The 13,713-nt window shown below is 47.1% G+C and carries 13 protein-coding genes; 4 read left to right on the top strand and 9 right to left on the bottom strand.

The features are described from left to right. Positions 1-454 precede the first annotated feature (454 nt). Together HRE53_RS25365 and HRE53_RS25360 are read left to right on the top strand one after the other, a co-directional pair. Positions 455-1,339: a pentapeptide repeat-containing protein gene (locus tag HRE53_RS25365; RefSeq protein ID WP_212665817.1), complete on the top strand. Its 885-nt coding sequence runs from the start codon at positions 455-457 to the stop codon at positions 1,337-1,339. A gap of 150 nt (positions 1,340-1,489) precedes the next feature. Beyond that, positions 1,490-2,686 (top strand): S-layer homology domain-containing protein, encoded by a 1,197-nt coding sequence (locus HRE53_RS25360; protein ID WP_235108435.1) that lies wholly within the window; start codon positions 1,490-1,492, stop codon positions 2,684-2,686. A gap of 42 nt (positions 2,687-2,728) precedes the next feature. On the opposite strand, the gene HRE53_RS25355 is transcribed toward HRE53_RS25360, so the two are convergent. The 4 genes from HRE53_RS25355 to gyrA form a co-directional block, all read right to left on the bottom strand. Then, entirely contained in the window at positions 2,729-2,902 is a 174-nt protein-coding gene (locus tag HRE53_RS25355; RefSeq protein ID WP_235108434.1) for a hypothetical protein, read from the bottom strand. Between the two features lie 107 nt (positions 2,903-3,009). Then, positions 3,010-4,110, bottom strand: a complete 1,101-nt coding sequence (gene hisC, locus HRE53_RS25350) for a histidinol-phosphate transaminase (RefSeq protein ID WP_235108433.1) — start codon at positions 4,108-4,110, stop codon at positions 3,010-3,012. Next, on the bottom strand, positions 4,107-5,279 hold the full coding sequence (locus tag HRE53_RS25345; protein WP_235108432.1) for an HAD family hydrolase: 1,173 nt from the start codon (positions 5,277-5,279) through the stop codon (positions 4,107-4,109). Before HRE53_RS25345 ends, hisC begins: the two co-directional genes overlap by 4 nt. A 202-nt stretch (positions 5,280-5,481) precedes the next feature. Beyond that, positions 5,482-7,965 carry a DNA gyrase subunit A gene (gene gyrA, locus HRE53_RS25340; RefSeq protein WP_235108431.1) on the bottom strand — a complete coding sequence of 828 codons (2,484 nt, stop codon included), beginning with the start codon at positions 7,963-7,965 and terminating at the stop codon, positions 5,482-5,484. Between the two features lie 94 nt (positions 7,966-8,059). Here gyrA and HRE53_RS25335 point away from each other — a divergent pair, with 94 nt between their 5' ends. Beyond that, positions 8,060-8,440: a lipopolysaccharide assembly protein LapA domain-containing protein gene (locus HRE53_RS25335; protein WP_235108430.1), complete on the top strand. Its 381-nt coding sequence runs from the start codon at positions 8,060-8,062 to the stop codon at positions 8,438-8,440. 48 nt (positions 8,441-8,488) lie between these two features. Here the strand turns inward: HRE53_RS25335 and HRE53_RS25330 are convergent, their stop codons facing one another. Together HRE53_RS25330 and cobU are read right to left on the bottom strand one after the other, a co-directional pair. Then, positions 8,489-8,911 (bottom strand): hypothetical protein, encoded by a 423-nt coding sequence (locus HRE53_RS25330; RefSeq protein WP_235108429.1) that lies wholly within the window; start codon positions 8,909-8,911, stop codon positions 8,489-8,491. 110 nt (positions 8,912-9,021) lie between these two features. After that, complete coding sequence (gene cobU / locus HRE53_RS25325) at positions 9,022-9,597, bottom strand: bifunctional adenosylcobinamide kinase/adenosylcobinamide-phosphate guanylyltransferase (RefSeq protein ID WP_212665809.1); 576 nt, start codon at positions 9,595-9,597, stop codon at positions 9,022-9,024. A gap of 164 nt (positions 9,598-9,761) precedes the next feature. Between cobU and HRE53_RS25320 the strand changes: the two genes are divergently transcribed. Continuing rightward, a complete protein-coding gene (locus HRE53_RS25320) occupies positions 9,762-10,679 on the top strand; it encodes a lipopolysaccharide assembly protein LapB (protein ID WP_235108428.1) in 918 nt (305 codons plus the stop codon). A 69-nt stretch (positions 10,680-10,748) separates the two neighbouring features. Here HRE53_RS25320 and HRE53_RS25315 read toward each other — a convergent pair whose 3' ends face one another. From HRE53_RS25315 to HRE53_RS25305, 3 genes are all read right to left on the bottom strand, one after another. After that, positions 10,749-11,078 (bottom strand): iron-sulfur cluster assembly accessory protein, encoded by a 330-nt coding sequence (locus tag HRE53_RS25315; protein WP_235108427.1) that lies wholly within the window; start codon positions 11,076-11,078, stop codon positions 10,749-10,751. A gap of 29 nt (positions 11,079-11,107) precedes the next feature. Next, positions 11,108-11,506, bottom strand: a complete 399-nt coding sequence (locus HRE53_RS25310; protein WP_010475209.1) for a cupin domain-containing protein — start codon at positions 11,504-11,506, stop codon at positions 11,108-11,110. 354 nt (positions 11,507-11,860) lie between these two features. Continuing rightward, complete coding sequence (locus HRE53_RS25305) at positions 11,861-13,630, bottom strand: phosphodiester glycosidase family protein (protein ID WP_235108426.1); 1,770 nt, start codon at positions 13,628-13,630, stop codon at positions 11,861-11,863. Between the last annotated feature and the right edge of the window lie 83 nt (positions 13,631-13,713).

Genomic DNA, 13,713 nt, shown 5'->3' with positions numbered 1-13,713 from the left:
TCTAATTAGTGAGAGGAAATCTGGTTATGTAAAACACACTACATTGTTGTACTTTTAACTGTCTTAGTAATTTCTCGACCTGACGTTGCCATATTACACATAGACCTTCATCTTCCGAGTAACCTAGGTTACATTACGCAAAGAAAAAAATGGCTTTCAACAATTATCATCTATATTTACAATTAATATTTAACGACAGCAAAATAATCTTTCTCTTCACTATCAATAAAAAATTAAAAATGACATCAAAACTTTGAATCCACCCTTCTACTAGGCAATTTCTCTTATAAATCATCAAGAAAGCCATTCTGTACTCCTTCAGATCCGATATTCTCCTAGTATTGGCGAATCGTACTGTTGTACTTTAAGTAAGTAGCATTCAATGTTCACTCTCTGACTCCAACACACCTCGAAAAGGATAGAGTGAGAGGCATCGCCAAATTATGCGGACACCATGAGAACGGGAATTATTGCAGCAGTGCTCTTTGTTGGACTGTTAACTTGGCTAGGAAATAGTTCTAAACCGTCTCCACAAAGCCTTTCACCCACAACCGTTTCTTCTCCTCTCCCTGAATCTTCTACCAATGTACCGACTGTCCCTGTGGACGAATCAGCCGGTCTATCCATCATTGCTCCCAGTTCTGAAGAAATTATTGAACGCATTCGATGGACAGGAAGTTGTGCTAACTGCAATTTACGAGGCATTAATCTAGAAGGGGCTGAGCTGGTCCTATATCGGCAACCCCAAAAAGATGAATTCTTCCAAGCGGAACAAGCTCCTGCGATTGGCGTTAATTTAGAAAAAGTCAATTTTAGTAATGCCCAACTCAGCAAAGCCAACCTTTCTAGAGCTTTTCTGCATAGTGCTGTCTTAGAAGAAGCTGTACTGAAAGAGGCAACACTGACTCAAGCCATATTGAGACAAGCCAATCTCCGATCGGCCAATCTTGAGTCAGCACTGCTAGAAAATGCCCGTTTCCAAGATGCCGATTTAAGAAGGGTGAATCTACAGCAGGCCTTTGTTAAATCAGCAAATTTCGCCCGTGCAAATTTAGTGGGAGCAAATCTAACACAAGCAGATCTCAGGGAAACTAATTTTACGAAAGCCAATTTGGCTCAAGCAGAGTTACTACAAGCTAAACTGCGGGATGCTAACTTCAGTCAGGCAAATCTCATCAATGCCAACTTATCTGAAACCCGCATTGATGGCGCTAACTTCAGCGGTGCGAACTTAAGAGGGGCAAAATTACCTAAGGCAGGACTCAATAATGTAAATTTCTGCCAAGCAACCATGCCCAATGGCAAAAAAAATACAACTTGTCCTAAACCCTCACCCTGAACGAGACTCATATAGCTCGTTACTAAGAACGCTAGAGTAAAGTTGGGCGTGTAGGGAATAGATGAATTGATGCGACCTCCTAAAATCAGCTTCAGATTGGGTTTGGCCCTCACAGTCTTCTTACCAATGGCAGGGTGTAGCGGAGACGCAGTGCAACAGGCTTTTTCTGCCGATCCACAGGCTAGTCAGTGGAGTAGTCCTTCAGCTTTACCCAAGGATTTCCCTACTGATTTGAGCTATCCCAATGCCAATTTACAGGGGGTGCAACAAAATCAGAGCAACTTGCCTTCTGACTCGAAAAGCCAACGTTCAACTCAGCAAACTCGATGGGCGACTCCCGATAACAGCCAGAAAGTGCAGCAATACTACAGTGAGTTATTGCAAAAAGGGAGCTGGCAGCTTTCAGGTCGGAAATTAAGTCAGCAGCAGCTAATTTTGCTTGCTAAGCGAGATCGACTTCAGGTTAGAGTTACTATCCCTGCCACAGGGACCTTAGTTCCTATACAAACAGGAAATAATGGTGGACGTCGCATCCCCATGACGGTCTTTTTCATCGACTATTCCCAAGGGAAGTCGTCATCGAGTTCCGAATCACCGACCAAGTCTCTACCCCAGCCTGGAGATTTGGATTTTATTGGGCCAGTTGCTAATCAGGCATCTGAGCCATCAAAGGATGAAACCAGCCAGAATTCTGCGGAGGTGCCAACAGCACTCAAAACCTATGTCAATGATGTTCAAAGACTTAAAGTTATTGATCTAGGCAATCCCAATCAGCCTATCCAGCGGGGGACTTTTGCGCGCTGGTTAGTAGAAACCAATAATCGGTTATATCAAGATCGTCCTACACAGCAAATTCGCTTAGCCGCAACGAGTCAAACCCCTGTGTTTAAAGACGTTCCGAGCTCAAACCCCAATTTTCCTTATATTCAAGGCTTAGCGGAAGCGGGCTTTATTCCGAGTCCTCTCTCAGGGGATGCTGACCAAGCTACGTTCCAAGCGAATAAACCCCTTACTCGCGAAATTCTGTTGAGCTGGAAAGTGCCGATTGATCTGCGCAAAATCTTACCTTCAACCACAACTACAAAAGTGCAGGAGGTGTGGGGCTTCAAGGATACTAAGCAGATTTCATCTCCCGCGCTCTCAGCAATTTTTGCCGATCATAATAACGGTGAGCTTGCCAATATTCGTAGACTGCTGGGATCAGCACTTTTGCTTCAACCTAAAAAGCCTGTGACCAGAGCTGAAGCAGCCGCTACCCTTTGGTTTATTGGAGTTGCTGGCGAAGGATATTCTGCTAAAGATGTATTGCGAGCGGAACAACAAGCTGAAGCGGCTAGTTCTTCTTGATTCGCAAAAAAAATTGAGACTTATGTAAATCTGAAGGCTGACTTAGGTCATCCAGGTGGTCGTCTGAGCTTCAATTTGATGGCTGGGATGAATCACAGATGCAGGCATTGTATTAGCATTATTCAGCCATTGAATTGAATAGCCAAAGAAGGGCAATGCCAACGTAATTGCTGCCGCATGGAAAATCAAAATGAATTGTTTTTGTATGGTATTCATAACGATTGCTGACCTCATCACCCATCACACTTTCGAGTATGCCCGGTTTATTCAATTGTCGGGGTGACGCGGTCAGAAGTTCCCAGTGATCTTGATCACAGAAGACGTTACACAGAAGAGATTTGAGCGATCGCGACCTCCAATCCCTGAATCAATGCTTGATTTTCGGTAGGTGTTCCCACGGCAGTGCGGAAATAATGAGCCCCTAACCCAGGCTTAGAACCAAAATCGGCAACCCAAATATTTTGGTCTTGGAGGGCTTTAACTAAAACATCTGATTGCAGATTTAAAGGCTGTGTATCAACCAATAGAAAATTGGTATCGCTGGGGTAGACTCTAAACCCTAACGTGACTAATGCTTGTTGTAACTGGGGTTTCTCTGCCAAAATTTTCTGGATATTGGCCTGAACATAGGCCTGATCTTCGAGGGCGGCGATACCGGCTGCGATCGCAACTTTATTCACAGGAAACAACTGGGCCGCTCGATAGAGGTAATCAACCACTTGCGCATTGGCAATCCCATAGCCAATGCGCAATCCGGCCAGGCCAAAACTCTTGGAAAGACTACGCAGCACAATCAGATTGGGGTAGGTGTCTACCAGATCCGCAATCGTAGTTTGGCACAGCTCAAAATAGCATTCATCCACCACCACCATGCAGCTCACCCGATTGAGCACCTCAATTAGCGTTTCGCGAGGAACTAAATTAGCGGTGGGGTTATTAGGATTAGCGATATACAAAACTTTGGTGTCGGAGGTGACCTTGGCCACCAAAGCATCCACATCTAAGCCAAAATCAGGGGTCCGTTGAACGAAGACAGGCATCCCCCCCATCACCTGAGTCGCATGCCAATAGACAAAAAAGGTGGGCACGGGTAAAAGAACTTGTTGCCCCGACTGAACAAACACCTTAATAATCAACTCAATCAGGTCATCGGACCCATTGCTGATAATGAGCTGGTCAGGGGACGTCCCAGTGTAGTCAGCGAGTTTATCTCGAAGAACCCCTCCAAGAACAGCAGGGTAACGATTACAGGTAGTGGCGGCTTGGGAAATAGCATCTACCACTTTGGGGGAAGGAGGATAGGGCAACTCACCTTTATCTAAGCGAATAGCCTGGTCGTTTTTCTGGAGACCCACGGTTTTAGGGGCAAGACTAAGGATAGATGGACTTACCCACTGTTCAATGGTGTCTAGATTTAGGGTCATGTCGGCTCAATTCCTAACACTTGAGGCAAAGCTTGAATACTTTCAATCACGCAATCACAACCCAGATCCGTAAACATCTGCACCTGTTCTGACTTAGCCCGACTAGCCGTAAATCCGGTGAGGACACCCACGGAAATGCATCCAGACCGCTGGGCTGCAACCACATCGCTAGCAGCATCACCGATATAGACAGCATGAACACGATCTTGTTGTTGAAATGCCTCGGTACAAAAGAGTTGAGGGTCTTCATCCACATAGAGAGCTTTAAGGACGACGAAGGGATGGGGCTTGCCTAATTTAATGGGAGTTGAGTTTGGATTCAACTGATCTTCGGCAGCCAGCACTTCATCATAGGTAACGATACGCTGAGGATCGAAAAAAGAGAGTAATCCCAAGGCTGTTAAGGGTTCGATGACTTCGTTGCGGGGGCGACCGGTTGCGATCGCAAGGGTAAATCGATCGGCGTCCTTAAGGGTTTGCAAAATAGCCTTAATCTGTTCTACATCCAGGACAGTTTCATCATCAGGCAGCGTAAAACCTTTGCGACCTTCATACCAAGCCTGGAAGTTTTGATAACACAGATGCCACAAGTCACTGTGGGTCTCAGGCAAAGAAATGCCCAAGTGTTTTTGATAGAAGGGGCGGACGTACTCGGTAACTGCTGAACCTTTCAGGTCAGTGGTCTCCTGCCAAAATTGAGCAATCGTCGCCGCACTTTCGTTGGGATCAAAGGTTAAGCCTTGTAAGCTTTGCCTTAAAAGCTGCCACTGTTCTGAGTTGGCAAGATCAATTTCAGGGTTGAGACCAGACCATTTTTGGGGTTCCCGTTTCTGGAGCTGACGAAGGATTCCTGCTAAATGAAGGCAGAACACAAAGTAGGTCAAATCCCAATTGGAGTTGATGGCCCGTCGTTTGAGTTCATAGATAAAGTCGTTGTTGATGGTCTGCTGGCCGTCAGCAAGAGCGTGTTGAGGTTGGGTAGGGCCAAAATAATTCGTTAACCCCAAGTAATCGGGCTGGGTGATCAGTTCCCAGACCGTTAGCCGAGCCGTATTCCAATATTTTTGTTCGCTGGTAATTACCCCATCTAAGTCAAAGATGAGAAATTGGATGCGATCAGTTTGGTCAAGAACGGTCTTATTTGGCAGAGATGGGTTGGTTGGATTCACGCTGATATACCCACTCAAATAGGGGGTATTGAAGTCTCAAAGTCTGACGATAGCATTCAAACTGAACCAAACCCAAGTCTCGACACCGCATACTCCCTTGAAACAATCAGAAAACGTTCTGCCGCAAATAAGCATAGCCATTCTTAAATCCATCCAGGATGATTGTGGCCTGTATTAAAATTCAGGCCAAAAATCACGACAACTAAAAAGGGTTAGCCTCCTTTTCAGCATCAGCCTTCGGGATGATGATAGTCTTCTCCAAAGCCTCTCCCCGCTTAGTTTTAAGCAGTTGGGTCCCCGGACCATCCTGTCCCCACATGGGTAAAGTCTCAATATTCAAGCGAGCGGCTCGATCCTGATTGCTGAGAACAATTACGTCCTGATTGGGGCTTGCAGGCAATAGGGCTATCAGTCCATCAGATTTGATCATAAACTGCATGGCTTGAGTCCCTAAATCCCCTACTTTGCCTAACCGCAACAAGTCAATGGGCAACCGTTTGCAGTAGCCCTTACTGGATATCAGCAGCAAATCAGCATCATCTTGAACTGCCGCCATCCCTACAATAGATTCCTGCTTTCGTAACCGAAACACTTGATTACCCTGGGCAGTGCGGCCCATTTCAGGAATTTCGGTGACGGGAATATTTAACAAGCGTCCAGAAGACGTTGCGATCGCAACGTTGGTTTCCTGTTCAGCTTTAACCACCCAGCCTAGCTGATCTCCTGATTTAATCTTGGCAGCCCCCAAGCCCCGGCTCGTCATTTCGGAAAACTCACTCATGGGCAGACGCTTAATTTTGCCCTGCTGAGACAGCAGAATAAGCTGGCTAGTCTCCGAAATTTCAGTGCTGAGAAAACGGGCAATAATTTCGTCATCACGTCCTGAATCGGGTAATAGAGTGACTAAAGGTTTACCCTTGCCTTTGCTGGATGTAAATGGGATGGATTTCAAACTCACCCCCAAGGCTTTCCCACTGCCCGTAAACAACAGAAGATCTGTTTTTAATTCAGCTGTTTGTCGAAAAACAGTCAGATCCGTCGAGAATTCGGCTAACTCCCCTGGTAATTCAGCAGATCCACTTTTACGCTTCGAAACTCGTAAGCAGCGAGCATACCCCCGCTGGTTCAGCTCTACAACGACGGGTTCGTCACTGACCGGTGCTGCTAATATCTCGGTTTTAGCTGCAGCCCCCAGGATAACGGTCCGTCGCGGATCGCTATATTGCTTTTTCAGGGCTCGCAGATCTTTCTTCAAGGCTTTTAGAAGTTCATGGCGATTTCCCAGTAACCGCTCCAAATCGCCGATTTCTTGGGCCAGATCATCAAATTCTTGTCGGAGGTTTTGTTGCTCTAACCCCGTCAGTCGCCGCATCGGCATCGCTAAGATCGCATCGGCCTGACTGTCACTCAATTTGAATTGAGATTTGAGTTCAACTTTTGCCGTCGTTCCATCCGGGGCATGGCGAAGAATCTCGATCAGGTCATCCAAACGATCGAGAGCATTAATAAGCCCCTCGACTAAATGTTGACGGCTTTGAGCTTGCTCTAACTGATTTTGATATCGGCGGGTGACCGTCTGCTCTCGGAAATCGAGAAATTCTTGCAATACCTCTTTCAAGGACAGTTGCAGGGGCACTCCATTGACTAAAGCCAACATAATGACCCCAAAATTCGATTGCAGAGGGGTGAGCCGATAAAGCTGCTCCAGTACAATCGGAGGTTGAGCTTCCCGCTTCAGCTCAATGACAATCCGCATCCCTTCCCGATCGCTTTCATCACGCAGATCCGCAATTCCCTCAATCCGGCCTTGGTTAATTAAGCTGGCAATTTTTTCAATACAGCCCGCCTTATTCACCTGATAGGGCAGCTCCGTCACAATAATCACGGGACGGCGATGACGCCCTCGCCCCGGTTGGACTTCCTCAATGGAGGTCACAGCCCGGACGGTGATGCTCCCTCGACCATTGGTGTAGGCATCAAGAATCCCCTGCTTGCCGACAATCTCTCCCCCAGTGGGAAAGTCTGGCCCAGGCACCAAGGTCATCAATTTTTCTAAGGTCATTTCTGGGGAATCAATCAACGCCACCAGAGCATCAACAATCTCACTCAAATTGTGAGGGGGAATATTGGTGGCCATTCCCACGGCAATCCCAGAACAGCCGTTGAGGAGGAGGGTGGGGAGTTGAGCCGGTAAGACCGTGGGTTCTTGCTGGGAGTTATCAAAGTTGGCGGCAAATTCAACGGTGGATTCGCCAATTTCCTCCAACAGGGACTGATTGCCAATGGGAGACAAGCGGGTTTCCGTATATCGCATGGCTGCAGGTGGATCGTTATCCACGGACCCAAAGTTGCCATGCCCCGCCAGCAAGGGATACCGACTCGAAAAATCTTGAACCAGCCGAACCAAGGCATCATAAACTGCCTGATCCCCGTGGGGATGGTATTTACCCAGCACATCGCCTACGACTCTGGCACATTTACGATAGGGGCGATCTGGCGTCAATCCTAGCTCATGCATGGCATAGAGAATCCGCCGATGCACAGGTTTTAATCCATCCCGGACGTCGGGCAACGCTCGCCCAACAATGACGCTCATGGCATATTCCAAGTAGGACTGCTCCATCTCGGTATGCAAAGCGGTCGCGATGACTTTACCGGATGAGAGTAGGTTTAATTGGTTGGACATGAGTGAGGTTCCTTCAGATCTGGCGAAATCAATGGGGTATAGGAAGGGGGCGATCCAATTCTGCCCAACCCCCACGAAAAGGTGTCAGGCTACAATGCACTTGTACTATGGAAACCCCATTTTTCTCAACTCTGTCCATAAAACGCAATTTCTTAATCTGTCTGGGTTGTCCCATCCCCTGAACACATTAGTCCCATCAAAGCTCATCACCATGCATCTGCTGTTATCCCTGCTCTTTAGTTTAGGTATCGCTATTGCAGCAATTTTGTCTGTTCAAAATGCTACAGCGGTTTCTGTCCATTTTTTAGCCTGGCGCTCTGTCCCCATCCCCATGGGGATTGTGTTGGGGTTTGCAACTGGGATGGGCATATTGGGCGGTGCGATCGCAACCCCGCTCTGGTCCAAACGACTATCCCGCCGTAGACGATATACCGAGTTCGAAGAGTCTGAATTTACCGAAAACAACCCCTATTGACATTCCATATCGCCAAGGAGTGCTGTCAGAATCCTATCGACCAAAGCCCTAGTCTGAAGAGGTATGGGTTAATCGATGATAAATGGATCGTAGATGCCCGGCACTATCAACCGGCGTCCGGGGCTGGGGCAGCTCATTATTAGGCCAGTTCGATAAGTCATGACAAGGACATTCTGGGGATGCGATGCCTGCAACTGGCAAACTCACGGGCATCTGACAGCGGGAACAATCCGTAATTTCCCATTGATCCGTCAATAGCTCTTCTACCGTGGGCACAACACCATCCAAACAGCACTCTCCAGATTCAGTGCTTTGGATATATCGCCAAAGAGATTCGAACTCAGGACTATAGTGCTCACCCAGAACGACTCGTGAAATAGAGTGGGGTTCTTGTTGTAGACCCACCCGGATCGGTTTACCAAGCTGCAACCAAGAGGCTAAATAATCTTTAACTTGTTGTTGGGAAGCCATAATGCTTAAACGCTCTTTGGGTCTCACACTGATAGGGTGACTCTAACTCAAATTTTAGGGTAGCGACATCGGTCCCGAGACAGATCTAAAAACACTTCAACACCTTACGGTCAATCTCTTTTGAGATGGTCAGGTGGCACCATAGGAGCAACATAAGTCCCTAAAGCTTTAAGATTTAGGGCATAACCTGCCGACACTAAGTAGACTTGATCTGAGATCGCCCCAATCTGGCGCAGCAATTCCCCCATGCGATCGCGAAATAGTCTCCCCAAAGGATACGCTGGCACCACACTCCAACCCGTCTCCTCGCCGACAACAATAACTTGGCCCTCAGCCTGCACCAAAGCTTTCAACAATTTCTGCAAAGTATCTGCCCACAGTGCAGCATCCTGGTCCAAAACATTGGTCAGCCAAGTGCCTAAGGAGTCAATCAGTAAACACACCGACCCAGGTTGTGATTGAATGATCTCAGCCAAATCAATCGGTGCATGTATCGTTTGCCAATCGGCAGGACGGCGCTGCTGATGGGCTTGGATGCGAGCCTGCCATTCCTGATCTTCAGGATAGTCAGCCGCCGTAGCCACATATATTACCAACAAATTAGACTGACTCGCCAGGTTTTCAGCCCATTCACTCTTACCGGAACGAGCTGGCCCGGTCACTAGAACTAAATGCCGATCACCCATAGCCTTTATGTCCAGCAAATCGCTGCATAAAATTCCTAACGCATGCTCAGAAATCTACGAGAAATCTTTAGAGTACGTCTTTCTGCTCCGAAACTTCGTACTTTGAGATAAGCTGCATTACGAGCACTATCCCTAATAATAGCTAGAGAGTTCAACCACTACCCGTGCAAAAAAAGTCTAACCGTTGGTTCATTTGGGTTTTTGTCGTTGTTGCCGTCGTCGCCTTAGTCGGGTTTTCTTTCGGCTCGATTTTCGACAGTATCCTTAGCTCCCGCCCTTCTCCCTCGCCCACTGTTCCGACCCCAGGCACAACTCCAACGCCACCCGTCGTTTCAGACATCGAGAAAAAGAACCTGCAAGACCTCGAAAACGGCTACTTACAAATCTTAGAAAAAGAACCAGACAATCCAGATGCTCTGCGCGGTTTAGCCGAAGCCCGGAGTCAAATGATTAAAATCGGCCTAAAAACCGAAAAAGATCTGCTTGACCCCTTAGAAAAACTAATTGAGTTGAATCCAGAACAAACTCAATATCAAGTTCTTCTCGCCCAAACCCTGCAGAAAACAGGTAAAAGGGAAAGCGCAGCTCAAACCTATCGCAGTATCTTAGTCACCGAACCCGGCAATATGGATGCTCTCCAAGGTTTTGTGAGTTTATTGGTAGAACAGCAACGCCCTTCAGCCGCCACAGAACTCCTGCAGACCACCCTTAAAAACGCTCCACAAGCGAATCAAGTAAAGCCCAACAGCATTAATGAAAGTGCTGTCCAGCTTTTGCTCGGGCAAGTCTATGCCACGCAAAAGCAGTTCGATCAGGCCGTTGGAGTCTACGACAAACTTATTGCCAAAGACCCTAACGATTTTCGCCCAGTTTTTGCCAAAGCCATTCTCTCTAGAGAACAAGGAAAAACCAAAGAAGCAGGCATTCTCTTTAACTCAGCCGAGAAGTTAGCCCCTGGCCAATACAAAGACCAAATTAAAGCTGCGGCCAAAGAAACGGCAGAAGCGCCTCCCAATCCAAATTCACAGCCTCCTAGCACGAGTCCCAACCCCTCCCCCCAATCCAGCACCAGCAACCCCTGAATAAACCTAAAACTTTCCCTCGCAACAAGAGTGTTGCGAGGGAAAGACACAATATTCAGCTGTATTTTTCTAAGGGCTGGCAATGGCAAAGGAATGTCCGCAGCTACAGGTTTCAACCGCATTGGGGTTGTAAAAGCGAAACCCTCCACCCATCAAATCCTCGGTATAGTCCAGGGTTAAACCGGAGAGGTATTTCATGCTTGCCTTTTCCACAACCACCTGAATATCCTCACAATCAAACACTTGATCGTCTGGTTGGGGTGATTCAGCAAACTGCATTTGATAGGCCAACCCTTTACAGCCACTGGCATCAACAACAATACGGAGCTGGCCAGTAGGTAAATGCTTCTTTTGAAGGCGTTTTAATTCACCAATGGCAGTAGGGCTGAGTTGAATCATGTTGAGCTGTGTATTCCCATCGCTAATGACTATCGTGCGTAATCATCATCAAAGCGCACAATATCATCTTCGCCTAAATACTCGCCGTTTTGAACCTCAATCAAAACCAAAGGCACCATGCCAGGGTTCTCCAGCCGGTGTTGGGTAAACCGAGGCACATAAGTAGACTCATTGGCGCTCAGCATCAAATCTTCCTCGCCTCGCACAACTTTAGCGATACCGGCAATGACAATCCAATGCTCACTTCGGTGATGATGCATCTGCAAACTCAAACGGTGCCCAGGCTTAACCTCAATTCGCTTGATCTTATAGCCTTGGCCTTCTTCCAAAATGGTAAAAGATCCCCAAGGACGCAGCTCAGTTGCAGCAACACCTTGGTGAGCAGGCACAGGTGCTGCTAAAAGGTTGGATGGTTGAGTTTGGACCACGGTTCCTACTTACCTCAATAGGGGTTTTCATTGATATGAGTAGACAATTGCTTAATCAGGACAGGGCCATGCCAAAATCCCCAATCGTCTAGAACTAAATTGATCGAATGCACTTGGGCATTCAATGCATAACATTATGATTTAAGCAACCAGAGGATTTTTTTTAGGTGATCTTTGTCACGAACAAAGGTCAATTTATATAAACAAACAGTTATTCACAATCAGCTCAAAAAAGAGAAGTGTCAAAAACATTCGCTTACAGGTTTTATTCTTAATGCACTCTAGATTAAGAACAAACTCGTTGACAGATTGTCAACCTTGAACAATCTAACTCAAGAACCTAGGTTCAGCAAATTACTTTGCATTAGGCTGCCAAAACACCCCAATACCATTTTGAACCCGAGCTGCCGTCACTGGGTGGCGATCCAGAAGTTGCCCCCCTAGATACAAACTGGTCGAACTTCCTCCATCTAGATTTAAAGCATTGACAGATCCCAGCCGCTGCATGATCAAGGCCCATTCCTTCAAGGTTGGGCCAGGACCACCAACTCGGTTATGAACCGCTGCCAACAAAATCGTGCCATCTGCCGTTTGCCCAATCCCACTCCGAGGCGCAGATTGAGTATCAAAAGGAGGGCGGAATTTTTCAGCCTTGGCATTCAAAACCACTTGACCATTACTCACCAACAAAGGTCCAGCACCCACAATATTGGGAAAGGCATTAAAGCTCGCAGGTGTAGTGGCAGTTTGGATCTGAAGCTGAGTTCCAGAAGCCAAGGCTCCACCGACTTCAAAGGACCTCTGTACTAGCAAATAGCCGTTTTTAGGAATCGCAAAAGATTTAGCGCTCGTACTGACTTTCTCAGAAACGACCTGATTATTAACAACAGTAATAATTTTTTCAGTTTTGAGAATAGGCGTATAAGTAGGGCCCCAAGTCGGCGTATATCGAGCAATTCCTTTTTGGGGATAGCCACTGTCAAGAGACACAATCGATAATCGCTTACCAGAAGACGTACTCAGGACTTGCTGTAGGTTAATGCGTCCCATTTGGAACTGACCTTGCGGATTCCAAGCCACCACGCCTCGATTTAAAATGGGGCTCGAAACCCACTGACCATTTTGACGAATAGCTCCCAAGGGGGTCTTATTTTTACGATTAAAAAACCCTGCGTTAATGGCTGCTGCAACCTGGGTTCCTTTAGCCATCGACAAGAGAGGATGAATCCCCAATAGGGCATTCCGATTCCCCCAAATGGGTTGAAGCTTCAACCCTGGTGTCTGCGGATTTAAGGCTAACCAAGTGACGGGATATTGTTTGTTGCCTAAGGCAATAACTCGCTCTTGCCGAAGAATACCCGGGGCCCATAGGATACTACGTTGTTCAGGAACGCCACCTTTAATATCAATGACCAATCGATTGGGATTAGTCAGCATCCATACCCGAGGACGCATCGTCCCTTTAATAACACCACTTAAGAGCGTTCTTCCCTGCTTTCGGGTGATTTTCAAAGACTTTAACGCGGATTTTGCAGGGAATTTCCAAGCTTTACCCAATCCGGCTGCAGCTGTAGCATCAATGGCCAAGACAAATTCGCGATCTTTTTTCCCACTTCGACTATTAGTCAATCGCTCCATTTGCCAGGGGGTAGGCTGATCGAGATCAATTACCAAACGATGTCCCCATTGCTGTCGACCCGCCCTTATCTTGCCAATCTTTGCGGGAGGAGACTTAATTTTGAGGACATTACCCTGAGGTTGAATCTGCCAGTTAACTGATCGAGCCAAAGCTGAAACATCGAGATATCGAGAAGCCCCATTTTCACTAAACCGAGTCGTTAAGGCAATGGGCTTAGGGGTAAACCATTGCACAGGCTGCTGCCGAAAATCATTCGAGCTGGTTAAGTCCACTCCAAACCGACGATTTAAACCACTATCGCTAATTCCTATGGATGGAGAGGATTGGGTCGAATCTTGCCATTGGGTCCAAGCAACTGGATAGGTACGACCATTGAGTTGAATCTGATTGCCCTGATTAATACTGGCACTAGCGACCTGGACAATCGGTTGATTAACCGCAACTTGGGCTGCAGGCGTAACAGCCAGCACACCTGGGCCCAGCATCAAAAAAGAGGATAGGTAAGCCAAAAGCGAGAAAGGGGAATAAAGGACAAAAAAGAAAGCTATTTACCCAAGATACCCAGCAA

Origin of the sequence: Acaryochloris sp. 'Moss Beach' (genome assembly GCF_021497025.1) — a bacterium.
Lineage (GTDB): Bacteria > Cyanobacteriota > Cyanobacteriia > Thermosynechococcales > Thermosynechococcaceae > Acaryochloris > Acaryochloris marina_A.
Note: the sequence above shows the minus strand (reverse complement) of the source record. Positions and strands in the feature narration are given on the sequence as shown.

Excerpts from the sequence above, each read along its gene's own strand:
- HRE53_RS25355 (WP_235108434.1), bottom strand. The coding sequence starts at position 2,902 with ATGAATACCATACAAAAACAATTCATTTTGATTTTCCATGCGGCAGCA.
- HRE53_RS25315 (WP_235108427.1), bottom strand. The coding sequence starts at position 11,078 with ATGATTCAACTCAGCCCTACTGCCATTGGTGAATTAAAACGCCTTCAA.
- HRE53_RS25365 (WP_212665817.1), top strand. The coding sequence starts at position 455 with ATGAGAACGGGAATTATTGCAGCAGTGCTCTTTGTTGGACTGTTAACT.
- gyrA (WP_235108431.1), bottom strand. The coding sequence starts at position 7,965 with ATGTCCAACCAATTAAACCTACTCTCATCCGGTAAAGTCATCGCGACC.
- HRE53_RS25330 (WP_235108429.1), bottom strand. The coding sequence starts at position 8,911 with ATGGCTTCCCAACAACAAGTTAAAGATTATTTAGCCTCTTGGTTGCAG.
- HRE53_RS25335 (WP_235108430.1), top strand. The coding sequence starts at position 8,060 with ATGCACTTGTACTATGGAAACCCCATTTTTCTCAACTCTGTCCATAAA.
- cobU (WP_212665809.1), bottom strand. The coding sequence starts at position 9,597 with ATGGGTGATCGGCATTTAGTTCTAGTGACCGGGCCAGCTCGTTCCGGT.
- hisC (WP_235108433.1), bottom strand. The coding sequence starts at position 4,110 with ATGACCCTAAATCTAGACACCATTGAACAGTGGGTAAGTCCATCTATC.
- HRE53_RS25305 (WP_235108426.1), bottom strand. The coding sequence starts at position 13,630 with ATGCTGGGCCCAGGTGTGCTGGCTGTTACGCCTGCAGCCCAAGTTGCG.